Origin of the sequence: Colwellia polaris, from assembly GCF_002104515.1 — a bacterium.
In the GTDB taxonomy this organism is placed as follows: Bacteria; Pseudomonadota; Gammaproteobacteria; order Enterobacterales; family Alteromonadaceae; genus Cognaticolwellia; species Cognaticolwellia polaris.
The window spans coordinates 28,734-53,495 of record NZ_NBOE01000003.1; the positions used below are offsets into that span (position 1 = coordinate 28,734).

Genomic DNA, 24,762 nt, shown 5'->3' on the forward strand with positions numbered 1-24,762 from the left:
GGGTCTATTCTACATTAAGCGCGTCATGAACTAGCGCCTGTTGCTCTTTAACATGAACTGACATATAACCTACAGCCGGTGCTGCCGAAGCATTACGTCCTGCATATGTCAAATTAGTACCTGCCGGTATAGCCGCTCTAAAATGATGCTGAGAACAATACCAAGCACCCTGGTTTTGCGGTTCTTCCTGACACCAAACGAATTGCTTAACATGCTGATATTTTGCAATTTCAGCTTTTAGCTCATCTTCTGGGAATGGATATAATTGCTCAATACGAATGATAGCCACATTGGTTTGCTCATTCTTACGACGTTGATCAAGTAGTTCGTAGTAAACTTTACCACTACAAAATACAACGCGCTCAACTTTATCAGCATCTAATTCATCAACTTCGCCAATAACATTATGGAATACACCCGTAGAAAGCTCTTCTAATGATGATACCGCCATTGGATGACGCAACAATGATTTAGGTGACATAACGACCAAAGGACGTCGCATAGGGCGTACCACTTGACGACGAAGCATGTTAAATACTTGCGCAGGTGTTGATGGCACACAAACTTGCATGTTGTGATCAGCACAAAGTTGTAAAAATCGTTCTAAACGAGCAGATGAATGCTCAGGTCCTTGACCTTCATAACCGTGCGGTAACAACATGGTTAAGCCACATAAGCGACCCCACTTTTGCTCGCCTGAACTAATGAACTGGTCAAAAACAACCTGTGCACAGTTAGCAAAATCACCAAATTGAGCTTCCCAAATAGTTAAACCACTTGGCTCTGCTGTTGTGTAGCCATATTCAAAAGCTAATACTGAAACTTCAGATAATACTGAGTCATGTACATCAAAAGGACCTTGCCCTTCACGAACATTTTGCAATGGCAAGTAACGACTTGCATCATCTTGACCATGTAATACAGCATGACGATGGAAGAATGTACCACGACCTGAATCTTGACCAGTAATACGAACGCGTTTCCCGAGGTCAACAATAGAAGCGTAAGCTAAGTTTTCCGCCATCCCCCAATCGAGTAACTTCTCACCTGAAGCCATTTTTACACGGTCATCGTAAATTTTCTTTACGCGGTTATGAACATTATGTTCATCAGGAATGCTAGAAATTTTACCGGCAAGTTCTTTTAACTTTTCAAGCGAAATTTCTTTATCGTAGTCGTCATTCCACTCGTGACCAAGATATGGAGACCAATCTACTGAATGTTCAGTCATTGGGCGCCACTGCTCAACCGTACACTGACCTTCATCGAGTAATTTACGGTAATAAGCAGTTAACTCATCTGTTTTTGCTTTATCTAGCGAGCCTTCAGCATTTAACTTGTCAGCATAAAGTTGACGAGGCGTTGGATGCTTTTTAACTTTTTTATACATAAGCGGCTGCGTAGCACTTGGCTCATCAGCTTCGTTATGTCCGTGACGTCGGTAACAAACAAGGTCAATCACTACGTCGCGTTTAAACTCGTTACGGTAATCTAATGCGATTTGTGTCGCTAAGATAACCGCTTCAGGATCATCACCGTTAACATGAAGAATTGGCGCTGAAACCATTTTCGCAACTTCAGTACAATATTCACCGCTGCGTGTATCTTCTGAGTTTGAGGTGGTAAAACCAACTTGGTTATTTACTACAATACGAATAGTGCCGCCGACTTTAAAAGCGCGCGCTTGTGACATATTGAAAGTTTCTTGCACTACACCTTGACCAGCAATTGCCGAGTCACCATGAATAGTAATAGGTAAGACTAAATCACCCTCATTACAATCACGTCGGTCTAGTCGTGCTCGCACACTACCAATAACTACAGGGTTAACAATTTCTAAATGCGACGGGTTAAAGGCTAATGCTAAATGAACATTGCCGCCCGGAGTAACGAAGTCTGACGAATAGCCTTGATGATATTTAACATCACCAGAAGATAAAATTTCGTCATGTTTTCCGCCAAACTCATCAAATAACTTAGATGGATTTTTACCCATCACGTTAACTAACACATTTAAACGACCACGGTGAGCCATACCAATAACAACTTCTTTCGCACCTTGCGTTCCGGCACGAGTAATAAGTTGTTTCAACATTGGCACTAGTGCATCACCACCTTCAAGAGAGAAACGTTTAGCACCCGGGAATTTAGCACCTAGGTATTTTTCAAGTCCATCAGCCGCAACTAAGTCTTTGAAAATTTCTTGTTTCTCTTCAGCAGTTAAAACAGCTTGTGACTGCACTGATTCAAGGCGTTGTTGTAACCAACGTTTTTCATCCGTACTGTTGATATGCATATATTCAGCACCAATAGAACCACAATAAGTAGTTTTAAGGGCTTTATATAAGTCTCCAAGTTTCATCGAGTCTTGGCCTATCGCCAATGAACCAATGTTAAACTCACGATCAAAGTCATTTTCTGATAGATCATGATGAGATAATTGCAAATCACGTACTTTATCACGTTGCCATAACCCTAAAGGGTCAAGGTTAGCATTTTGATGTCCGCGAAAACGAAAAGCATTGATAAGCTGTAAAACTTTAACTTGCTTAGCGTCACTGCCACCCGAAACAACCACAGTTTTTTGTGTTTGTTGGGCTAGGTCTTTAAATTCATTGCGGATTTCAGAATGCCGATATTCAACGTCAGCACCTTCAATTTTAGGAAGTTGTTGGAATATAGCTCGCCATTCTGCAGTAACAGATTGTGAGTTATCCAGATAAGATTCGTATAATTCTTCAATATAAGCAGCGTTTGCGCCACTTAAATGGGAAGACTCTATCCAAGCCTTCATAGCACCTTCGGGCATTGCCTGTTCCTTTATGGGATAAAAGCAATCAAAAGATATGGCTAAAATAAATTATCCGAGTACACAACACTGCGTACTCGGACGTTTAAATTAAACCGCTCTGGTAAGCAACATTGACTTTATATGGCCAATGGCTTTTGTTGGGTTTAATCCTTTCGGACAAACATCAACACAGTTCATGATACCATGACAACGGAATACGCTGTAGGCATCTTGTAAATCATCTAAACGTTCTTCGGTTGCAGTATCACGGCTATCGATAAGAAAACGATATGCATGTAATAAACCTGCTGGCCCAATAAATTTATCAGGATTCCACCAAAAAGAAGGACAAGATGTTGAACAACAAGCACATAGTATACATTCGTATAAACCATCTAGTTTTTCACGTTCTTCGATAGTTTGTAAATGTTCACGTGCAGGTTGCTCTTTACCATCATTAATCAGGTAAGGTCTGATTTTTTCATATTGATTGTAGAACTGTGTCATATCAATAATCAAATCACGTACTACTGGCAAGCCTGGTAATGGACGCAACACAATCTTCTTTGCTGGAACAGCAGATAAAGGCGTGATACAAGCCAAACCGTTTTTACCATTCATATTTAATCCGTCAGAGCCACAAACACCTTCACGACATGAGCGACGGAAAGATAATGTAGGATCTTCCTCTTTCAACATAATTAATGCATCTAGCACCATCATGTCTGAACCATCAGGTATTTCTAGTTCATAGTCCTTCATGTAAGGCGCATTGTCTACATCAGGGTTATAACGGTAAATTGAAAATATCTGTTTCATCAAATTATTCCTTAGTAAACACGAGCTTTAGGTGGGAAAGCTTCACGATGAACCGGTACCATGTTTACATCACGCTTAGACATATCTTGTGTCTCAGGAGTGTAAATTGAATGACATAACCAATTTTCATCATCTCTATCCTGGAAATCTTCACGTGCATGTGCACCACGAGATTCCGTTCTAAAGTTCGCCGCTTTAGCTGTACTAAAGGCCGTTTCCATCAAGTTGTCTAGCTCTAAACATTCAATACGTTGAGTATTAAAATCTGAAGACTTATCACTTAAATGAGCCGTTTGTAAACGTTCGCGTATTTCTGTTAGCTCTTTCATACCCTGAGCCATCGCTTCGCCTTCACGGAAAACAGAGAAATTAAACTGCATACATTTCTGAAGATCTTTACGAATTTGAACAGGATCTTCACCAGATGTAGATGCTTCCCAACGATTAGTACGAGCTAATGAAGCTTCTAAATCAGATTCTGAGGCTTCTTTACCAAATTCTGTATCATTTAAGTAGGTACCTAAGAAGTTACCCGCTGCACGACCAAATACAACTAAATCAAGTAATGAGTTACCACCTAAGCGGTTTGCACCATGTACAGATACACAAGCTATTTCACCAACAGCGAATAAACCTTCAACAATACTTTCTTTACCCGTAGCTGGGTCGAAATGAATTGCTTGGCCATTCACATTACAAGGTACACCACCCATTTGGTAATGACATGTAGGAATAACTGGAATAGGCTCATCAGCAGGATCAACGTGTGCAAATGTTTTAGATAATTCACATACACCAGGTAAGCGTTTGTATAACGTTTCACGGCCTAAATGATCAAGCTTAAGTTTAATATGTGGACCATACGTTGGATGATCACAACCACGACCTTCACGTATTTCAGTCATCATAGAGCGAGCTACAACATCACGACCCGCCAAATCTTTAGCATTAGGTGCGTAACGTTCCATGAATCGTTCGCCATCTTTGTTAAGAAGATAACCACCTTCACCACGACAACCTTCAGTTACTAATGTACCAGCACCTGCTATACCTGTAGGGTGGAACTGCCACATTTCCATATCTTGCATTTGAATGCCAGCACGAAGCGACATACCAACACCGTCACCTGTGTTAATGTGAGCATTAGTTGTTGAAGCGAATATACGACCAGCGCCACCGGTAGCAAGTACCGTTGCACGAGCTTTAAAGTAAACGACTTCACCAGTTTCAATACATATTGCTGTACAACCTACAACGCCACCATCACTGTTTTTAACTAAATCTAGTGCATACCATTCTGAGTAAACGTTCGTTTTATTTTTAACGTTTTGTTGGTATAAACAATGTAATAACGCATGACCTGTACGGTCAGCGGCAGCTGCGGTACGAGCGGCTTGTTCACCACCAAAGTTTTTAGATTGGCCGCCGAATGGACGTTGGTATATTTTACCTTCTTCCGTACGAGAGAAAGGTAAACCCATATTCTCAAGTTCGATAATTGATTCTGGGCCGGTTTTACACATGTATTCAATAGCGTCTTGGTCACCGATATAATCAGAGCCTTTTACGGTATCGTACATGTGTTGTTCCCAGTGATCTTCATGGGCATTACCCAAGGCAACAGTAATACCGCCCTGTGCTGATACCGTATGAGAACGAGTAGGAAAAACTTTTGAAATCAGAGCACATGATTTGCCTGATTCAGAGATTGCTAGGGCAGCGCGCATACCTGCACCACCAGCGCCAATAACAATGGCGTCGAATTCACGAATTGGAACGCTCACTTACACACCCCACACAGTTAATAAGCCTGCTGCAAAGTATACAAGCAACAAAACAGAAAAGAAAAATTGTAAACCACCGCGTAGAAGCGCAGGTTTAATGTAATCAGAAAGTACTTGCCATACACCAATCCAAGCGTGAACTAACAACGCAACAATCGCTAAAATGGTAAATATTTTAGTGCAGATGCTACCAAAGAATGCTTGCCATACTTCAAATGTTACATCCGCAGTTGTAACGAAAAAGCCAACAAGATAAAAGGTATACAGTGCTAATATAATCGCACTAGCACGAAGAAGAATGAAATCATGTACGCCACTACGGCCTACTGTTGCTGCGTTATTTACCATAATCGAACTCCTACTACTACAGTAAGCACCAACCAAAGTGCAATGATAAGTTTAGCCGTAGCATTGCCTGACGCTAGCTCTTCAAAATGACCTAAATCCATAAGTAAATGACGAATACCGCCAAGTAAATGATAGATAAGAGCAGAAAGCGTACCAAGCATAATTATTTTGAAGAATAAGCCACTAAGTAATGATTCTACTTGAGCAAAACCTTCAGCAGAAGATAGAGATAAAGAAAGCGTCCACAATAAAATACCGATAGCAAATACCATGATTACACCTGATACTCGGTGCAATATTGAAGCATTAGCTGCTGCATGCATTTTAATTGTTGACAAATCTAGGTTTACAGGACGTTGTTTTTTCACGATTGTTGCCTAAGGAGCTCTTAGAGCTTTCAACTTATTTTTTTTACGTTATCTAACTTATTTTTCACAGTTAGGTAACCCCCTCTCCGATACAAATTAAATTTTTGCACTTAATTTATTTTAATTTATAAATATTAAAAATTAATGAATGCTAAAAAAAAATTCAGATCGGCTTGATTATATAGGTGAAAATCATTAATTACAATTTTCTTCCTGACAAGTTTTCGCCCTTTTTGTCAGGAAAACGACTATTTAAACAGCATACGAAACAAAATATCCTAATGACATGTAACTTTAGTCTAAGAGATAAACAAACAAATTGACTTCTAGGGGGGGATCTGAAGTAGAATAGGGTTAGTTTAATATTCACAAAAATTGATTAAACATTTGGTTTTAGCAATTTTATAGATAAACAAAAATAATGGGGACGAAATATATGGCTGACTCAAAAGCCTCTCTTAGTATCGACGGTAATGAAGTTGCGGAATTACCAATTCTTAAAGGTAGTGCAGGTAACGACGTTATAGATATTCGTACACTTGGCAGTGCTGGCTATTTCACCTACGATCCAGGATTTTTAGCAACCGCGTCTTGTGAGTCTGCAATTACTTATATCGATGGTGATAAAGGTATTTTACAACATCGTGGCTACCCAATTGATAGCCTTGCTAAACAAGCTGATTACTTAGAAGTATGTTATATATTATTGAATGGCGAAGCTCCAACCAAGAGCCAATATAATGAATTTACAGAAACTATTACTAACCATACGATGGTACATGAAAAATTAGTTCACTTTTTTCATGGCTTCCTACCAGATGCACATCCTATGGCAATGCTTTGTGGTGTTGTTGGCGCTATGTCTTCTTTTTACCACAGCGATTTAGACATTCACGCACCAGACCAACGTATGCGTAGTGCTCACCGTTTAATTGCTAAAATGCCTACAATTGCAGCAATGGCATACAAATACAGTATTGGACAACCTTTTGTTTACCCACGCAACGACTTAACTTATGCAGAAAACTTCTTGCATATGTTGTTCTCTGTACCAGCTGAAGAATACATTGTTAGCCCTACTGTTGCTCGTGCTATGGACCGCATTTTTACATTACACGCAGACCATGAGCAAAATGCTTCAACATCAACAGTACGTTTAGCAGGTTCTTCAGGCGCTAACCCTTATGCATGTATTGCCGCTGGTGTTGCATCACTTTGGGGCCCTGCTCATGGCGGCGCAAATGAAGCGTGTTTAACCATGCTTGAACAAATTGGTTCATTAGATCGTGTGGACGAATTTGTTGCTAAAGCAAAAGATAAGTCTGACCCGTTCCGTTTAATGGGCTTTGGACATCGTGTTTATAAAAACTTCGACCCTCGTGCAACGGTAATGCGCGAAACTTGTCATGAAGTTTTAACTGAACTAGGTATAAAAGATCCATTACTTGATGTGGCTATGGCACTTGAAAAAGTAGCTTTAGAAGACCCATACTTCATTGAGAAGAAACTCTACCCTAACGTAGATTTCTACTCAGGCATTATTCTTAAAGCCATTGGTATTCCAACTAACATGTTCACGGTAATTTTTGCCATGTCTCGTACTGTTGGCTGGGTTGCTCATTGGGATGAAATGTTAGGTCAAGAAGGACAAAAAATTGGTCGTCCTCGTCAAAAATACACAGGCGAAATAGATCGTAAATTTGTGCCATTAAGTGAGAAGTAATTAACGTTAATTAATTGCTTATTATGAATATCAAAAGGCAACCAAATGGTTGCCTTTTTTTATTACAATGTATTAGAAACACCTATATTTAATAGCTAGACATATCAGCTTAACTTAATATATTTCTTATACAATTTCTGTACATTAGGGTTACAAACACGGTATTGTTACACTAATATTCTCCCTCATTATTTAAACGGTACTGCAACTTTGCTTAATCATATTTTAATTGTCGATGAAAGCCGCTTAGTGCGTGAGGCACTTGCTAAAATACTTTGTTCTTGTGGTATTACTAAAACCGCGATTGCGTGTATTGAAAATGCTGATGACGCATTAGAATATGCTCAATTTTCAACGATTAGCTTAGTCATTTGTGCTGATAATTTAACTACAGATAACAGCTTAAATTTTCGCGATGAATTAGTTAAAATATTAAATGTTGAGCAGTTGCCAATTTTAATTCTTTCGAAAAAGCCCTCAAAGGATCAGCCTCAAAACATCAATACTCCATCAGAAAATATAGTGGAGTTAAATCATAGCATTACATTAGCCCCTCCTTTTAAAAGACACAGGGTAATTAATGCTTTATTTGAGTTAACGCAAGCCTCTGAATTTGCTAACTGTGCCGAACGATCAAATACCGCTGACACACCTGATAAAATGGTAAATATCGAAAAAAATGCTCTGCAAGACCATAAACCTACAATATTGGTTGTTGATGATGAAAGCAGTAATATCGATGTTGCCGCCGGAAACCTACGAAGCTTGTATCGTGTTATAGCGGCAAAATCAGGACAACATGCATTAAAAATAGTGGCTAATAACAATCATAATATTAGCCTTATTTTGTTAGATATTATGATGCCAGAAATGGACGGTTATCAAGTATGCAAGAGTCTAAAAGAGTTGGAGAAAAGTGCAAATATTCCAATTATATTTCTAAGCGCGAAAGCACTGGTAGAAGATATAAAATATGGTTTTGATCTTGGTGCTGTTGACTACATAACAAAACCATTAAACGGTGATTTACTACGTGCACGAGTTGCTACCCATATTCGGCTACAACAGCAAAACCTTGCTTTAGCTGCACAAGTAACAACCCTTAAAGAAAATGCTAAACTACGAGAAGATATAGAAAAAATAACGCATCACGATTTAAAAGCGCCATTGAATAACATTTTATTTGAAACCTACCGTTTGACAGACAAAAGTGCTGCAAAATCGATAAACCGTGCAGTTAACAATGTGGTCAACATGGTGAATAACTCGCTTAATTTATATAAAATAGAGCAAGGTATTTACAGAGTTATGCCACAAGTAACAAGCCTTAATGTATTAATTAATGACGCGATTAATGCTGTAACAACGGTAAGTGATGCTAAAAACATTAGCTTTGAGTTAAGCGGCTTTGATGTTGAGCATAATATTTTGGCCGAGCCTTTGCTTTGCTTATCTATATTTAATAACTTAATTAAAAATGCGGTAGAAGCCTCACCAAGTAATAAAAATATTACTTTAGCAATAAGACAAAACAACCACTTTATCACTTTTCAACTAACTAATTATGGTGTTATACCGGCTGAAATGCGCTCAACACTATTTGAGAAATACAGCAGTTCTAACCACAATACAGGCATTGGTTTAGGTACATATTCAGCCAAATTAATGACAGAAGCACAGCATGGGGAAATTCATTTTGAAATACTTAATGAAGAAAAAACCCAGTTTACCGTCAGCTTGCCGCTAGCATAGCGAACTAAACATAGCGGACTAAAGAAACCTCTATAATAAAATTTATATCGATATCCTAGCTTACCATTTTTATTTTCCGCTGCTTCAACGTCTATTTATTGACTAAATTAGGCGAATATACGAGCTAAAATAGTGCTTTCAAGTACGAAAATTAGTCATAATTACTTAGCTACTTAGATTAAAGTGTTAAATCTGATATCAAAACCGTATAAAAAACTATCAGATAGTTCCTTTATCCAGATTTATATAGAGCTAATAACAAGCTTCTATATAGATTTTTAACTTATTTAGCTAAATTTAGCCTTATTATCACAAATATTAAGCATCAATTATGCTGACCATTTTATATTTACAGTGCTTCCCTGCCGTAAAAAGCATAAATAAAAGCCAAATCCAGCGGTTTAAATCAGCTGAATTACTTAATTCTTATCACTGACTTAAATAACGAAAATAAACAATATAAATATCCATTTGGTCTACCTGAATTAAATCTCTTCTTTAATGATAAAATAGCGTTAAAAAAACTTAATGATTTACAGACATAGCTTTAGTTTAAGGTACTGCTATAATGCGCAGCGAATTTTCTCGTTAGTGGATAAATAATGTCTGATTATCAATTAAGGTTTGGCGGTATAGCTCGATTATATGGTAATAGCCAAAGTGAAGCACTTCAAAAGGCTCACTTTTGTGTTATAGGTATTGGTGGTGTTGGCTCTTGGGTTGCAGAGGCCTTTGCACGTAATGGTATAGGCCAGATAACCTTGATAGATCTTGATGATCTATGTATCACTAATATTAATCGACAAATACATGCGCTCACTAGTTCAGTTGGTCAAAGCAAAGTAGATGTAATGCGTGACAGAATTATGCAAATTAATCCTGAGTGTGTTGTTAATACTATTGAAGATTTTGTGACCCTAGAAAACATGGCTGAAATTATGTCAAATGGTTACGATTATGTTGTTGATGCCATTGACTCGGTAAATGTTAAGAGTGCGGTTATAGCCCATTGTAAGAGAAATAAAATCCCCCTTATTACTATTGGTGGTGCTGGTGGTCAAATTGATCCAAGCAAAATTGCCATTGCAGATTTAAGCCAAACATATCAAGATCCGCTATTAGCTAAAGTGCGAAATCAACTGAGAAGAGAGTACAATTTTCCTAGAAATGTTAAACGTAAATTCTCAATTGATGCCGTTTTTTCAACTGAGCAATTACGTTACCCTGATTCAACCGGAAATGTCTGCCACGCTAAACAAGCAACTGATGGCGCAATGCGATTAGATTGTAGTGGCGGCTTTGGCGCAGCAACACATGTTACCGCAAGTTTTGCTTTTTTCGCTGTAGGTCGAGCGATGGAGAAGTATTTAAAGAAAGCCTTTAACTAACATAGACTTGATAGTTAATAGCAGGCCATTAATTTATGCTTTGAGTAATAACTGCGACGTAATAGCTAGAACCTGACATATATTGTCTGTTCTAGCTCTCATTAACTAAGTGATATATTTTTTTAACAATAGCTGAAAGGCCATTCCCTCGAGATGGACTTAAATGCTGTATCAAGCCTAATTCTGAAAAATAATTACTCATATTAAAAGTATTAATCTGCGCAGAAGTTTTATGATTAACGGCGGCTAAAACAATGGTTAGAAGTCCTCGAATAACTTTTGCATCGCTGTCAGCGCTAAATATAAAAGTGCCATTTGGTTGTTGTTTACCCACCAACCAGGCCTTGCTCTCACAACCAGAGATTAAGGTCTGCGCTGTTTTATCTTCTTCAGCTAAACCTAATTGCTTTTTTCCTAACATCATAATTTCACGATGTTTACTATCCCAACTTTTGGCTTTTGAAAATAAAGCTACAACATGTTTTTCGGTAAAATCATTGATGTTCTTTTCAGCCGTATTGATATCGGGAACATGATTATTTTTAGCCACAGTATTAATTGGGTTAATTAAATTAACATTACGAGGAGAGTCAGACATGTTAGAACTTAAATTTTTAAGCTCTTGCACTGTAAAGTCAATTTCTTCAAAACTATTATAAGCAGACAAAGATAAGCGTATACAACCATCTAGCTTTAAATATTGCATTAAAGGCATAGCGCAGTGATGACCCGCTCTAACCGCAATGCCTACACTGTCTAATGCGGTTGCAACATCATGATTATGTTGCCCTGCTAAGGTAAAAGAAAATACCGGAATATCGGGTATTTTCTCAACAATAAAGCTTAGTCCTTGCACCGTTGACAGTTGCTCAAAACAATAATTTTTTAATTCACTCTCGTAGTTGAATAAAGCAAGATGGCTGTACTTTTCAATAAACTCAATCGTAGCTCCCATAGCTACAACACCTGCAATATTGGGTGTGCCTGCTTCAAATTTATGGGGTAATTCATTAAACAAAGTTTTTTCGAAGCTAACGGTTTTTATCATTTCACCACCCGCTTGATACGGCTGCATATCATCAAGAAGTGCTTGTTTTGCATAAAGTACACCGACACCTGTTGGACCATACATTTTATGTGCAGAAAATACATAAAAGTCACAATCTAACTTAATAACATCTACCTTTAGATGAGCGATCGCCTGCGCACCATCAATTAAAGTTAAAGCTTCGTACTTTCGAGCAATACGTATAACCTTTTCTATCGGGTTAATTTTGCCGATAACATTGGATATATGAGCACAACATACAATTTTTGTTTGCTCGCCGATAACATGTTCAAGTTGTTCAGCATCAATTTGACCGGCAAGTGTTAAAGGTAATATTTTAATTTTAGCGCCAGTTTGTTCTGCAACTATTTGCCAAGGTACAATATTGGCGTGGTGTTCACTGTAACTCAATACTATTTCATCACCGGGTTTTAAGTTGGCTCTGCCCCAGCTATTGGCAACCAAATTAATGCTTTCAGTACTTCCTTTAGTCCAAATAATTTCTTTACTTGTTTTAGCATTAATAAAGTTTTTTACACTTTCACGCGCAGCTTCAAATGCTGACGTAGCTCTAGCGCTTACAGCATGTGAAGCTCTATGAACATTAGCATTGCTTGTTTGATAAAATTGGTTATGACTTTCGATAACACAACCAGGCTTTTGAGTAGTTGCAGCATTGTCAAAATACACTAATGGCTGTTCGTTCACTAAACTAGTTAACAGCGGAAATTGTTGACGAAAATCGATATAAGAAAAATTTTCCATAAATGTCATAATGATTTCATTAAGTTGCCACAATTATATCCTAACTTCTCACTAATAAAGTTAAAAACTATGCTTATTTAATCAAAAAATATTTGAGATATATGAGCAAAAAATAACATTTTGCACTATACCTTATAAGTGTAAATGGAGGAAAAATACTATGGCATTATTTTCATGGTTTATTACAAGAAAAAATCTTAACTCCGCCAAAAATAATCAAGCTACATTAAAACAAGAGCTTTTAATTTTTAATAACAACACTATGTGGCCTGTAGCTAAAGTTAGAAAGAATGTTGTCTTACACAAGCAAGAATATATCAGTTCAACTTTGCAGCAAGGAAATGAAGTTAAATCAAACTCACAGAAGGATTTTCAACACGACTTACTCAAACAGCAGGCAAGCTAAAATATAAAATTAAATACGAGGAAAAACTTAAGCATTAAAATTTAGCCAATGAATAATATGCAAATGTTTAATAAATTTAAACTATTCAAATATTCACATGGCTAAATTTTAATTAATCAAATAATGTTGTTTGCAACACTTCAATCGCGTCACTAAGCTCTCCCTGCTCGACTAAGTCTTGGCTAATATTATAATGGTAACTCGGCATCAAATATTGCCTTGGAGCTAATAGGAATATGCGTTCGTATATTTCTGGAAACGTTAATTCAAAGTATTCTAATTTTGTTCGTCGGGCAATGGGTTTAAATGCCTGTACATGACTTGAATAAAAACAAGTATCTGCCTCAAACACACCTACTTGATCGTTAAATTCTCTTGGCGTAGCCAATTGCCAACCGTTGTTTCCTTGAGATAAAATCGGTGTCGAATCTTTAATTAAATCGCGCCATGGTATTTGAGATAATATATGCTCTCGCAGAACTTTGCGGTTACCTTGATAATTTTTATCTAATATTACGAGGTTATGGGCAAATGGTGTTTCCTGTGCTTTTTGACATACTTGATGTTGTTTGGATAGAGGATACTCATCTAAAAAACCAATAAAGTGGCTGAGTTCATGAACCAAAACATCAATCGTATCATGTTGATCAAGATACATAATTCCGTTATCTACATTTGCTGCGCCTTGTTCAACAATTAAACCAATATAACGTGATGATACATCTTTTCGTGTAAGCCATACTCTTGCATTACAGTTAATGTGCTTTGATATTTCATTCTGACAATTTATTGTCTTTGATGGGATATATTTAGGTGGCGCTAAACAAATATACTCTGACAACCTATGTTGCTCAAAAGATGAAATTAAAGCGACAGCATGGCGCAAACCAGCTAAGTTCGTCGCAAATAATTGTACTTCAAATAAACAAGTGGCTGACGATGAACTGCTTCGAGTACCTATTTTTTTCTCTTCTAAAGTATCATTAAACACTGAATAATGTACAAGCTCACGATAGAAATCAGCATCAGTAGCTTTTGCTAATTGGCTTTTGTACTTATCAATAAAATTCAGATCACCTTGATGTAAAGCCAACTTATAAAGTAAGGCTAACGCGTTATCATTGGTTATTATCGGGAGGAGTAAGGGTTTAATCGCAAGATATTGCTGTGATTCAAAATAGATATTAGCTAACGCTAAACGCGCCTCACTATGTTTTTGTCTGATGGCAGTTTTAAACCAAATTACTGCTGAGCGTTTATTATTTCTACTCAGAAAATATTCACCCAACTGAAATGCGGTATTTGGGCTTTTATGCGCATGTAGTTGTGCTAAATGCACCCAAGCATTCTTATTACCCGCTGCTCGAAATTGGGCCAATCGCTCGTCAGTATTAGTTGCCGTAAAGACATGTAAATATTCTAGTATAGAAAGTTCTTGGCTCGTTATCTCAGCACTATTAAGTTTAACTGTGTAGGTAAAGATCAAAAAAAATAAGCTTAGTAATACCAATATTACTAAGCTTATTATCAGCTTTTTAAAAACATCCATAAATAACTAAAATTCAGTATTTAAAGTGCACTAGATTGTTGAATGGTTTGTCGCATAAGATCGAGTTCAAGCTTGGCATATCTATGCTCAACGAATTCATATACGTTAGTACTTAAAGCAAGTTTAAAAAAGTTAAGGGCTGCATAATTATCACCTTGCATTTGGCTGTACTTGCCTAAATAAAAGTACGCTTCACATAAGCGCTCTGTTAAGCCTACATTTGAATTAACATTATCCGCTAAAAGACTAATAAAAGTATTTTGGCTCATCTCACCTAAATAAAGCTTAATAACATTTTTAGCCCAAACGCTTTCGCTTATTAATTCAGCATTTAAGCGTAAGTCGCTCGTCGCTTTTTCTTTATTTATTTCTAGATCTGACAAGTATTGCCATAACACACGGTAAGGATCATTTTGTTGGTATTGCCTAAATGTTTCAAAGTCAGCAGACGCTAAATTAGGACGGCCTCCATAATAAAGTGCAATTCCACGGTTTAAAAAAGCAAACTCATGATCAGGCGCCAATTCTATAGCTGAGTCAAAAGCATCGTATGCTTGATTAAATTCTTGAAGCTGTGTGAAGTGAATTCCTAAGAAGTTATAAGCGTCAACCATATCAGGCTTTAAGGATAAAGCTTGATTAAAGTCAAAACGCGCTAAGGCACGTAACCCTACTTTGTCATATTCAACACCACGTTGATAATACAACTCTGCACGTTGTCCGTCGCTAATTTCCGCTCGCAGCAACACTTGTGTTAATCGAGCTAAAGCGATTTCATTTTTATAGCTAATCTCAATAGGCTCAGCAATGATCAGATCACCGATTGCCGATTGCGGATTAGTGTTTGTAGAACAAGCTTGAGTGATCAATAAGCCTGAAACAAGTAATACTTTGGAAAATAAAGTTTTTGAAAATTGAATATTAGGAAGTAAGCGCACGAAAAACAGAACCCTAGAAAGAATTTATGCTAATGAGTATATAAAAAAGGGAGCAATTAAGCTCCCTTTTTGTTTATTAGATATTAGCAGAAATAAATTCGATTTCCGCTGTACCTATTTATGGTATTAAGTTTACTCAGCTGAGTCAGCTTCAGGTGCTGCTGCTGGCTTTTCTACCGCTTCTTTCATACTTAAACGTACGCGACCTTGACGGTCAACTTCGAGTACTTTAACTACTACATCTTGACCTTCTGTTAACACGTCGCTTACTGCATTAACACGTTCTTCAGAGATTTGAGAGATATGTACTAAACCATCTTTACCAGGTAATACGTTAACAAAAGCACCGAAATCAACGATACGTACTACTTTACCCGTGTAAACAGTACCCACTTCAATTTCAGCCGTTAGTGCAGTAATACGTGCAATGGCATCTTTAGCTTGTTCGCCATCAGTTGCTGCAATTCTTACTGTACCGTCGTCTTCAATTTCAATTGTAGTACCCGTTTCTTCGGTTAATTGACGAATAGTTGCGCCGCCTTTACCAATGATGTCACGGATTTTATCTTGTGGCACTTTCATTGTGTGGATACGTGGAGCAAATTCAGAGATATCGTTACGATGTCCGCCAATAGCTTCGTCCATTACACTTAAGATATGCGTACGTGCAGCTTTTGCTTGGTTTAAAGCAAGTTGCATAATTTCTTGTGTAATACCTTCAATTTTAATATCCATTTGAAGTGCAGTAATACCACCCGTAGTACCGGCTACTTTAAAGTCCATGTCGCCTAAGTGATCTTCGTCACCTAAGATATCTGAAAGAACAACAAAGTTGTCGCCTTCTTTAACAAGACCCATAGCAATACCAGCAACTGAAGCTTTAATTGGTACACCAGCATCCATAAGTGCTAATGAAGTACCACATACTGAAGCCATTGAAGATGAACCATTTGATTCAGTAATCTCAGAAACTACACGAACTGCATATGGGAATTCTTCAGCTGATGGCATAACAGCCAACATGCCACGCTTTGCAAGACGGCCATGGCCAATCTCACGACGCTTTGGAGAACCAACAAAACCAGTTTCACCAACACAGTATGGAGGAAAGTTGTAATGCAACATGAAGTTGTCTGTTTTCTCACCCATGATAGTATCAAGGCGTTGAGCGTCACGTTGTGTGCCAAGTGTAGCAGTAACAAGTGCTTGAGTTTCACCACGTGTAAATACAGCAGAACCATGAGTACGAGGTAATACGCCTGTCATAACATCTAACGCGCGAATCATTTCTGGATCACGGCCATCAATACGCGGAGAACCTTGAGTGATACGACCACGAACAACTGTTTTTTCTAAGTCGTGGAATAAATCTTTTACTTCTTGAACGTCAACTTCAGCGTCGGCTTCAAGTAATTGCTCAACAACAGCGTTGCGAATTTCAGCAATTTTTTCATAACGAACAGCTTTTTCAGTAATTTGGTAAGCTTCGTTAACTTGTGCTTCTGAAAGTTCAGCAATTTTAGCAATTAAATCAGCATTTTTAACTGGAGCAGTCCATTCCCATTTAGGGTTGTTAACTTCTGCAGCCATTTCTTTAATTGCAGTAATCGCTGTTTGCATTTGCTCATGACCGTATACAACAGCACCAAGCATAACTTCTTCAGATAATACGTCAGCTTCAGACTCAACCATTAATACGGCTGAATCTGTACCTGAAACAACTAAGTCTAGTTGTGAAGTAGCTAACTCAGATTGTAACGGGTTAAGAATATATTTGCCGTCAGTATAACCAACACGCGCTGCACCAACAGGACCACTAAAAGGCATACCTGAAATAGCTAATGCTGCAGAAGTACCTAATAAAGAAATAATATCTGGGGCAATTTCTGGGTTAGCAGAAACTACAGTAATAATAACTTGAACTTCGTTTGTAAACCCTTCAGGGAATAATGGACGAATTGGACGGTCAATTAAACGCGCGATTAATGTTTCTTCTTCTGAAGGACGACCTTCACGTTTGAAGAAACCACCTGGGATTTTACCTGCAGCGTAAGTACGCTCTTGGTAGTTAACCGTTAATGGGAAAAAGTCTTGACCTGGCTTAGCTTCTTTTTTACCTACAACAGAGACTAATACAGAAGTATCGTCCATGCTTGCCATAACGGCACAAGAGGCTTGACGAGCAATAACACCCGTTTCAAGAGTAACGGTATGTTGACCGAACTCAAATGATTTAGTAACTGGTTTGAACATATTATTAGTTCCTTAAATATTTTTGATTTTAATCAATCTGTACAATTATTTATTCACTTAGTTAATCATTTGATATTAAGGCGTTACCGATAAGTTACGCACCAAGTTGAACAAAAAATTATACAGTTTGATTGATTAGTTTTTTGCAAATACAAAATTTGCAGGCACATTATACTGAACAGTTATATTTTTACTAGCATCAAAGGCAAAATGTTATGGTTAAAGGTGTAAAAACAGACGGTTTTTTATTAATATTTTCAAATTACACAAATTGAAAATATATGCAGCTATTATTGGGATAATTTATTACCACTGAGATAGTTTTTTAAATAATACAATAGCAAAACGTCAAAGCCTTCGGCTTTACAGTTATTTAATAAGTGAAGTTATTCTTAGCGGATAGTGTGTTGAACATAAAATTTGGTTGCTAGTTTATTAATCAAGGATATTACAATTAAAGCCCTACTTTACATCAGATAAAGTATTAATCATCGGGTAATAACTACAGATTTATTAGCATTAGAAAACACAATACATTAGTGCAAGTATTATATCAGAACGGCTTAATCAAACTGCAGTGTCGAGAGCATACGCTCTTAATAGAAAACAGCTTTATATGCTCTTTCGAACTAGTCACTTTAAAATACGATATACAAAGCAATAAAAAAGGAGCCGTTAAGCTCCTTTGAATATTCTTTATTTAAATCTAGTCTTAACGACGTAGACCTAATTTACCGATTAAAGCAGTGTAACGTTCAACGTTTTTGCCTTTTAAGTAATCAAGTAATTTACGACGTTGGCTTACCATACGTAATAGACCACGACGTGAGTGATGATCATGGATGTGCTGTTTAAAGTGACCTTGTAAGTGGTTGATTTGTGTAGTTAACAAAGCAACTTGAACTTCTGGAGAACCAGTGTCACCTTCAGCTTGTGCGTATTCTGCAACGATAGCAGCTTTTTCAGCAGCATTTAAAGACATAATATTTACCTTAATTTTAGTGTTTTAAAAATCGCGTCGAGCCGAACACTAAATCAGCAAGACGTTCTAAGAGCGCGTATTCTATCAGCAATAACCCGAAATGCAACTTTTACTGATATTACAAGTATTTCTCTAATTAACAACAGTAATTCGTTTAGGGGCAACTAAACCATCATCGTCAATTTCGCCAACACCGATAAACTCACCGGTATCAACATCATCACCGATAAACACTTGTACTAAACCATCACTGGGTCCGTTCGAGCACTGAACAGGATTACCGTGTCGTAAGAAGTTAGCCGACATATCATCAACAAAAACGACAGGTATACCATCACATGCTGTCGTCATAGGTAATAGTAATGGATCTAAATACACCGACGGTTGAACATCTTCAGCTTGTGCTTGTTCAAGCAAAGCTTCTAACTCGGCCATTGTTACCATACGCTCGGTCGGGTAATTTCCTACCGCACTTCTACGAAGTTGGGCAACATGAGCGCCACAACCTAAAAGCTCACCTAAATCATCGATAATCGTACGGATATATGTGCCTTTAGATACATGAATATCTAAATCGACTTCATCACCTTCAAAGCGCAATAAATCTAATCTAAATACCGTAATATCACGAGATTCTCGTGGTACTTCAATGCCTTCACGTGCATATTTATATAAAGGTTGTCCTTGATATTTTAATGCAGAATACATTGATGGAATTTGTTGGGTTGTGCCACGAAATGAATCTATTGCTATTGCTAATTGCTCAGCACTAACGTCTACCGGTTTCTCGCTAACGACTTCACCATCGGCATCACTGGTTGTCGTACGGACGCCTAATTTCGCAGTTACTTGATATGTTTTATCGGTATCAAGCAAGAACTGGGAAAACTTAGTCCCCTCACCTAAACATATTGGTAACATGCCAGTAGCTAGAGGATCTAAGGCGCCGGTATGCCCTGCTTTTTGAGCAAAGTAAATATGCTTTACTCGCTGCAGTGCATTATTAGATGACATATCGTAAGGCTTGTCGAGTAACAAAACACCGTTAATTGCACGGCCTTTTCTTTTCTTAGCCATTATTATTCACTCTCTGGCTTTTGTGTTTCGTCGATTTCGCCTTCGTGATTTTTCATATCTTCAGCGACGGCTTTATCTACTAAGTTACCCATACGAACACCTTCAACCATAGAGCTATCATAGATAAATCTAAGCTCTGGCATAATGCGCGCTTTAATACGTTTAGCTAACAAAGTGCGAATGTAACTTGAAGCTTCATTTAATACCTCAAGTGAAACATCAACGTTTTGTCCTTCTAACGTAAAGAAGGTAACAAATATTTTTGCATAAGCTAAATCACGGGTAATTTCTACTGCATTAACCGTTACCATACCTAAACGTGGATCTTTGACTTCGCGTTGAATAATCATCGCAATTTCTTTTTGAATTTCTTGTGCAACTCGATCAGTTCGAGCAAATTCTCTGGCCATAATTAATTCCTAAGACCTAATTATATTTAACTCGGTACGAATGTAATCACCATACACTTTAAATATTAGGTATATTTTTCAAATGAAAATGGAGGCTAAGCCCCCATTTTAACTAAACCATGAAAACTAAACGCGATTAAAGTGTGCGTTTAATCTCAACCGTTTCAAATACTTCAATTTGGTCACCAACGCGAACGTCGTTGTAGTTCTTAACACCGATACCACACTCAGTAGCGTTACGAACTTCTTGCACGTCATCTTTAAAGCGACGTAAAGATTCTAACTCACCTTCGTAAATAACTACGTTATCACGTAGTACACGAATTGGTGCTGAACGTTTAATAATACCTTCAGTAACCATACAACCAGCAATTGCGCCAATCTTAGGAGACTTAAATACATCACGAACTTGTGCTAAACCAATGATTTCTTGTTTAAACTCAGGAGCAAGCATACCGCTCATTGCCGATTTAACTTCTTCAATTAAAGCGTAAATAACACTGTAGTAACGTAAATCGATTTTCTCAGCGTCAATCACTTTGCGTGCTGTAGCATCGGCACGAACGTTGAAACCAACCATAATCGCATTAGACGCTGCAGCAAGAGTTGCATCAGTTTCAGTAATTGCACCAACACCACTACCGATAATACGTACTTTAACTTCGTCGGTAGAAAGTTTAGTTAGTGAATCAGAAATCGCTTCAAGTGAACCTTGTACATCAGACTTAAGTACCACGTTAACTTCAGAAACTTCACCTGTAGCCATGTTAGCAAACATGTTTTCAAGTTTAGATTTCTGTTGGCGTGCAAGTTTAACATCACGGAACTTGCCTTGACGGAATAAAGCAACTTCACGCGCTTTCTTCTCATCTTTAACAACTGTTGCTTCGTCACCAGATTGTGGAACACCACTTAAACCAATAATTTCTACTGGGATAGATGGGCCTGCCGATTGAATCGTTTTGCCGTTTTCATCACGCATAGCACGAACACGACCATATTCTAAACCACACAGAACGATATCGCCTTGGTTCAATGTACCTTCTTGAACAAGTATAGTCGCTACCGGACCACGACCTTTATCAAGTTTTGACTCTACTACAACACCGTTAGCCATTTTATCAACTACAGCGGTTAGCTCTAATACTTCAGATTGAAGTAATATCGCGTCAAGTAATTCGTCAATGCCTAAACCTGTTTTAGCTGATACGTGACAGAATTGAACGTCGCCGCCCCACTCTTCAGATAGTACATCGTGTTGTGAAAGTTCACTTTTAACACGCTCTGGGTCTGCACCCTCTTTATCCATTTTGTTAACCGCGATAATAATTGGTGCTTCAGATGCTTTAGCATGCTGAATAGCTTCAATTGTTTGTGGCATTACGCCATCATCTGCGGCTACAACAATAATGACGATATCTGTAGCTTTAGCACCACGTGAACGCATAGCAGTAAACGCTGCGTGACCAGGAGTATCTAGGAATGTGATCATTCCGTGCCCTGTTTCTACATGGTATGCACCAATATGCTGAGTAATACCACCCGCTTCGCCAGCGGCAACTTTTGCTTCACGAATGTGATCAAGTAACGATGTTTTACCGTGGTCAACATGACCCATGATAGTAACAACCGGAGCACGTGTAATCGCTTCACCTGAATGATCACGATCTGAAAGTACCGCTTCTTCAAGGGCATTCTCTTTTACTAACACTACTTCACGGCCCATTTCTTCAGCAACTAGGGCCGCTGTTTCTTGGTCGATTACTTGGTTAATGGTTGCCATAGCACCCATTTTAAACATAGCTTTAACAACTTCAGCGCCTTTAACAGACATTTTGTTTGCTAATTCAGCTACCGAAATAGTTTCACCAATGCGTACTTCGTTAAGTTTAATTTCTACAGGTTTAGTAAAACCATGTTTTAAACTTTGCGGTGAAGAAAGACTTAACTTGCCTTTACCTCTAGCATTACGACCGCCGCGGTTGTTTCTGTCTTGGCCAGCTGGTTTTTTCTTCTTACGTCGACGACCACTTTCGTCAGCAGAGTCACTTTTATCTTCAGCTTCTTGTGCGTATTTAGAAGAAGTTAAATGTACAACTTCTTTTTCCTTCGCTTTACGTTCAGCTTCTTGCTCTTTCCAACGTGCTTCGTTTTCTTCTGCAAGCTTACGTGCAACTTCTGCAGACAAGCGTGCTTCTTCTTCCGCTTTCGCGGTTAATTCAGCTTCTTGTTGTAAACGTAATTTTTTAGCTTCTTCCGTTTCAGCAACTACTGGTGCAGGCTTAGGCGCCTCTTCAATATTTTTTGCTTTCGCGATAGCAGCTTGTTTAGCTTTAGCTTCTGCTTCAAGTTTTGCTTCAGCTTTTGCTGCGGCTTCAACTTCAGCTTTTGCTGCAGCGGCAGCGGCAGCATTTACAGCTTCTTTAGCATCTGCTTCAGCTTTTGCTGCAGCATCAATTTCTGCTTGAACACGTGCTTCTTCAGCCGCTTTTGCTTCAAGTTCAGCTTGTTGTTGCTCTTCTAAATCGCTACGTTTTACATAAGTGCGTTTCTTACGTACTTCTACTTGAACTGATTTAGCTTTGCTACCGTGACCTAAAACTAAAGTAGACTTTTTCTTACGGCTTAATGTCATTTTACTTGGGTTAGCCGTTGAGTCATCACCGTGTTGCTTTTTCAAATAATCAAGTAGGTTTTCTTTTTCTTCTTGCGAAACAGAATCGGTTGCCGATTTGCTCACACCTGAGTCAGCCAATTGGCTCACTAAGCGATCCACCGGTGTACCGATCTCTTTGGCAAGTTGTTCTACTGTTACGTTTGCCATCTATATAATTCTCCCGATGCGTTATTCTTCGTTAAACCAACAAATATTACGTGCAGCCATAATTAGCTCGCCCGCTTTGGTTTCATCTAATTCTTCAATGTCTGATATTTCATCAACGCCTTGTTCTGCAAGGTGTTCTAATGTAGTAATACCACGACTCGCTAATACAAACGCTAAATGGCGTTCTAAGCCAGGAAGGTTTAATAAATCTTCTGCAGGCTCTGCACCTTCAAGTGTTTCTTCACTTGCTAATGCTTGAGTAGTAATTGCTGCTTTTGCACGCTCACGTAATTCTTCAACAATGTCTTCATCCATGCCGTCAATATCAAGCATTTCAGCAACAGGTACGTAAGCAATTTCTTCTAATGAAGTAAAACCTTCTTCGACTAACATCAGAGCAAAATCTTCATCAAGATCTAACTTGTCAGTGAATAATGTTAAAACTTTATCGTTTTCGGCTTGATGCTTTTCGTTCATGTCAGCAACAGTCATTACGTTTAATTCCCAGCCAGTTAACTGACTAGCTAAACGAATGTTTTGACCACTACGACCAATCGCCATGGCTAAGTTGCCTTCTTCAACAGCGATATCCATCGTGTTCTTGTCTTCGTCAACAATAATAGAAGCAACTTCAGCTGGTGCCATAGCATTGATAACGTATTGTGCTGGGTTGTCATCATATAAAACGATATCAACACGCTCACCGCCTAACTCACCAGAAACGGCTTGAACACGTGAACCGCGCATACCAACACAAGCACCTACTGGGTCGATACGTTTGTCGTTACTTTTTACAGAAATTTTTGCACGAGAACCAGGATCGCGAGCTGCGCCCTTAATCTCAAGCATTTCTTCACCAATTTCTGGTACTTCAACACGGAAAAGTTCAATTAACATTTCAGGTTTAGTACGGCTAACAAATAATTGTGCGCCACGTGCTTCTGGTTTAATTTCATATAGCAAACCACGAACACGATCACCTGGACGGAAGCTTTCACGTGGTAACATGTCATCACGATAAATTATTGCTTCGGCATTATTACCTAAATCTAAAATAACGCTGTCACGGCTTGCTTTTTTCACGACACCTGTGATGATTTCACCAACTTGTTCTTGGTAAGCATCAACAATAAGTCCGCGTTCAGCTTCGCGAATTTTTTGCACAATAACTTGTTTTGCCGTTTGTGTTGTAACACGATCAAACTTAACTGATTCAATTTGATCTTCAACATAATCACCAACTTTTAAATCGGCATCTTCATATTGCGCCGCTGCTAAGCTTATTTCAGCATACGGATTTTCCATTGGTGTTTCGCTTTCATCAACAACTAACCAACGACGGAAAGTGTCAAACTCACCCGATGCGCGGTCAATACTTACACGAACTAAAATCTCACCTTCATATTTCTTTTTTGTTGCTGTTTCTAAAGCGGTTTCCATCGCTTCAAAAATGCTTTCTCGTGGTAATGCTTTTTCATTAGAAACAGCATCTACGACCAGTAATATTTCCTTACTCATGCTAGTTAGCCTTTCTCAT

The 24,762-nt window shown here is 38.2% G+C and carries 18 protein-coding genes; 4 read left to right on the forward strand and 14 right to left on the reverse strand.

Features of this window, described 5'->3' with window-relative positions; all coding sequences use genetic code 11:
• Positions 1–4: 4 nt before the first annotated feature.
• From B6A32_RS07195 to sdhC, 5 genes are all read right to left on the reverse strand, one after another.
• A complete protein-coding gene (locus B6A32_RS07195; protein ID WP_085302446.1) occupies positions 5–2,809 on the reverse strand; it encodes a 2-oxoglutarate dehydrogenase E1 component in 2,805 nt (934 codons plus the stop codon).
• A gap of 90 nt (positions 2,810–2,899) precedes the next feature.
• A complete protein-coding gene (locus B6A32_RS07200; protein WP_085302448.1) occupies positions 2,900–3,610 on the reverse strand; it encodes a succinate dehydrogenase iron-sulfur subunit in 711 nt (236 codons plus the stop codon).
• 11 nt (positions 3,611–3,621) lie between these two features.
• Positions 3,622–5,394 (reverse strand): succinate dehydrogenase flavoprotein subunit, encoded by a 1,773-nt coding sequence (gene sdhA, locus B6A32_RS07205; protein WP_085302450.1) that lies wholly within the window; start codon positions 5,392–5,394, stop codon positions 3,622–3,624.
• Positions 5,395–5,742: a succinate dehydrogenase, hydrophobic membrane anchor protein gene (gene sdhD / locus B6A32_RS07210; protein ID WP_085302452.1), complete on the reverse strand. Its 348-nt coding sequence runs from the start codon at positions 5,740–5,742 to the stop codon at positions 5,395–5,397.
• The gene (gene sdhC, locus B6A32_RS07215; protein WP_085302454.1) at positions 5,736–6,110 is read right to left on the reverse strand and encodes a succinate dehydrogenase, cytochrome b556 subunit; all 375 of its coding nucleotides are present in this window, start codon (positions 6,108–6,110) and stop codon (positions 5,736–5,738) included. The genes sdhD and sdhC overlap by 7 nt, the downstream gene beginning before the upstream one ends.
• Positions 6,111–6,546: 436 nt before the next feature.
• Here sdhC and B6A32_RS07220 point away from each other — a divergent pair, with 436 nt between their 5' ends.
• The 3 genes from B6A32_RS07220 to tcdA all read left to right on the forward strand — a co-directional run bounded on the left by B6A32_RS07220 (position 6,547) and on the right by tcdA (position 10,973).
• On the forward strand, positions 6,547–7,833 hold the full coding sequence (locus tag B6A32_RS07220) for a citrate synthase (protein ID WP_085302456.1): 1,287 nt from the start codon (positions 6,547–6,549) through the stop codon (positions 7,831–7,833).
• Between the two features lie 210 nt (positions 7,834–8,043).
• Positions 8,044–9,585, forward strand: a complete 1,542-nt coding sequence (locus tag B6A32_RS07225) for a response regulator (RefSeq protein ID WP_085302458.1) — start codon at positions 8,044–8,046, stop codon at positions 9,583–9,585.
• 602 nt (positions 9,586–10,187) lie between these two features.
• Positions 10,188–10,973 carry a tRNA cyclic N6-threonylcarbamoyladenosine(37) synthase TcdA gene (gene tcdA, locus B6A32_RS07230; protein WP_085302460.1) on the forward strand — a complete coding sequence of 262 codons (786 nt, stop codon included), beginning with the start codon at positions 10,188–10,190 and terminating at the stop codon, positions 10,971–10,973.
• 91 nt (positions 10,974–11,064) lie between these two features.
• Here the strand turns inward: tcdA and B6A32_RS07235 are convergent, their stop codons facing one another.
• The gene (locus tag B6A32_RS07235; protein WP_233131348.1) at positions 11,065–12,795 is read right to left on the reverse strand and encodes a SufS family cysteine desulfurase; all 1,731 of its coding nucleotides are present in this window, start codon (positions 12,793–12,795) and stop codon (positions 11,065–11,067) included.
• Positions 12,796–12,946: 151 nt separating this feature from the next.
• Here B6A32_RS07235 and B6A32_RS07240 point away from each other — a divergent pair, with 151 nt between their 5' ends.
• Positions 12,947–13,192, forward strand: coding sequence for a hypothetical protein (locus tag B6A32_RS07240; protein ID WP_085302462.1), 246 nt, complete (start codon positions 12,947–12,949; stop codon positions 13,190–13,192).
• A gap of 112 nt (positions 13,193–13,304) precedes the next feature.
• Here B6A32_RS07240 and B6A32_RS07245 read toward each other — a convergent pair whose 3' ends face one another.
• From B6A32_RS07245 to nusA, 8 genes are all read right to left on the reverse strand, one after another.
• On the reverse strand, positions 13,305–14,570 hold the full coding sequence (locus B6A32_RS07245) for a tetratricopeptide repeat protein (RefSeq protein WP_143327882.1): 1,266 nt from the start codon (positions 14,568–14,570) through the stop codon (positions 13,305–13,307).
• Positions 14,571–14,761: 191 nt separating this feature from the next.
• Positions 14,762–15,679, reverse strand: coding sequence for a lipoprotein NlpI (nlpI, locus tag B6A32_RS07250; RefSeq protein WP_233131349.1), 918 nt, complete (start codon positions 15,677–15,679; stop codon positions 14,762–14,764).
• 132 nt (positions 15,680–15,811) lie between these two features.
• Positions 15,812–17,932: a polyribonucleotide nucleotidyltransferase gene (pnp, locus tag B6A32_RS07255; RefSeq protein WP_085302466.1), complete on the reverse strand. Its 2,121-nt coding sequence runs from the start codon at positions 17,930–17,932 to the stop codon at positions 15,812–15,814.
• 712 nt (positions 17,933–18,644) lie between these two features.
• Positions 18,645–18,914: a 30S ribosomal protein S15 gene (gene rpsO, locus B6A32_RS07260; protein ID WP_085302467.1), complete on the reverse strand. Its 270-nt coding sequence runs from the start codon at positions 18,912–18,914 to the stop codon at positions 18,645–18,647.
• Positions 18,915–19,046: 132 nt separating this feature from the next.
• Complete coding sequence (truB, locus tag B6A32_RS07265; protein WP_085302469.1) at positions 19,047–19,991, reverse strand: tRNA pseudouridine(55) synthase TruB; 945 nt, start codon at positions 19,989–19,991, stop codon at positions 19,047–19,049.
• A 2-nt stretch (positions 19,992–19,993) separates the two neighbouring features.
• Positions 19,994–20,401 carry a 30S ribosome-binding factor RbfA gene (rbfA, locus tag B6A32_RS07270; protein ID WP_085302471.1) on the reverse strand — a complete coding sequence of 136 codons (408 nt, stop codon included), beginning with the start codon at positions 20,399–20,401 and terminating at the stop codon, positions 19,994–19,996.
• Positions 20,402–20,537: 136 nt separating this feature from the next.
• Positions 20,538–23,225: a translation initiation factor IF-2 gene (gene infB, locus B6A32_RS07275; protein WP_085302473.1), complete on the reverse strand. Its 2,688-nt coding sequence runs from the start codon at positions 23,223–23,225 to the stop codon at positions 20,538–20,540.
• 21 nt (positions 23,226–23,246) lie between these two features.
• On the reverse strand, positions 23,247–24,743 hold the full coding sequence (nusA, locus tag B6A32_RS07280) for a transcription termination factor NusA (RefSeq protein WP_085302475.1): 1,497 nt from the start codon (positions 24,741–24,743) through the stop codon (positions 23,247–23,249).
• Positions 24,744–24,762 lie beyond the last annotated feature (19 nt).

Coding starts and splice junctions, on each gene's coding strand:
- B6A32_RS07200 (WP_085302448.1), bottom strand. CDS start 3,610: ATGAAACAGATATTTTCAATTTACCGTTATAACCCTGATGTAGACAAT.
- B6A32_RS07235 (WP_233131348.1), bottom strand. CDS start 12,795: ATGACATTTATGGAAAATTTTTCTTATATCGATTTTCGTCAACAATTT.
- rpsO (WP_085302467.1), bottom strand. CDS start 18,914: ATGTCTTTAAATGCTGCTGAAAAAGCTGCTATCGTTGCAGAATACGCA.
- sdhD (WP_085302452.1), bottom strand. CDS start 5,742: ATGGTAAATAACGCAGCAACAGTAGGCCGTAGTGGCGTACATGATTTC.
- B6A32_RS07240 (WP_085302462.1), top strand. CDS start 12,947: ATGGCATTATTTTCATGGTTTATTACAAGAAAAAATCTTAACTCCGCC.
- nusA (WP_085302475.1), bottom strand. CDS start 24,743: ATGAGTAAGGAAATATTACTGGTCGTAGATGCTGTTTCTAATGAAAAA.
- infB (WP_085302473.1), bottom strand. CDS start 23,225: ATGGCAAACGTAACAGTAGAACAACTTGCCAAAGAGATCGGTACACCG.
- B6A32_RS07220 (WP_085302456.1), top strand. CDS start 6,547: ATGGCTGACTCAAAAGCCTCTCTTAGTATCGACGGTAATGAAGTTGCG.
- pnp (WP_085302466.1), bottom strand. CDS start 17,932: ATGTTCAAACCAGTTACTAAATCATTTGAGTTCGGTCAACATACCGTT.
- rbfA (WP_085302471.1), bottom strand. CDS start 20,401: ATGGCCAGAGAATTTGCTCGAACTGATCGAGTTGCACAAGAAATTCAA.
- tcdA (WP_085302460.1), top strand. CDS start 10,188: ATGTCTGATTATCAATTAAGGTTTGGCGGTATAGCTCGATTATATGGT.
- B6A32_RS07195 (WP_085302446.1), bottom strand. CDS start 2,809: ATGCCCGAAGGTGCTATGAAGGCTTGGATAGAGTCTTCCCATTTAAGT.
- truB (WP_085302469.1), bottom strand. CDS start 19,991: ATGGCTAAGAAAAGAAAAGGCCGTGCAATTAACGGTGTTTTGTTACTC.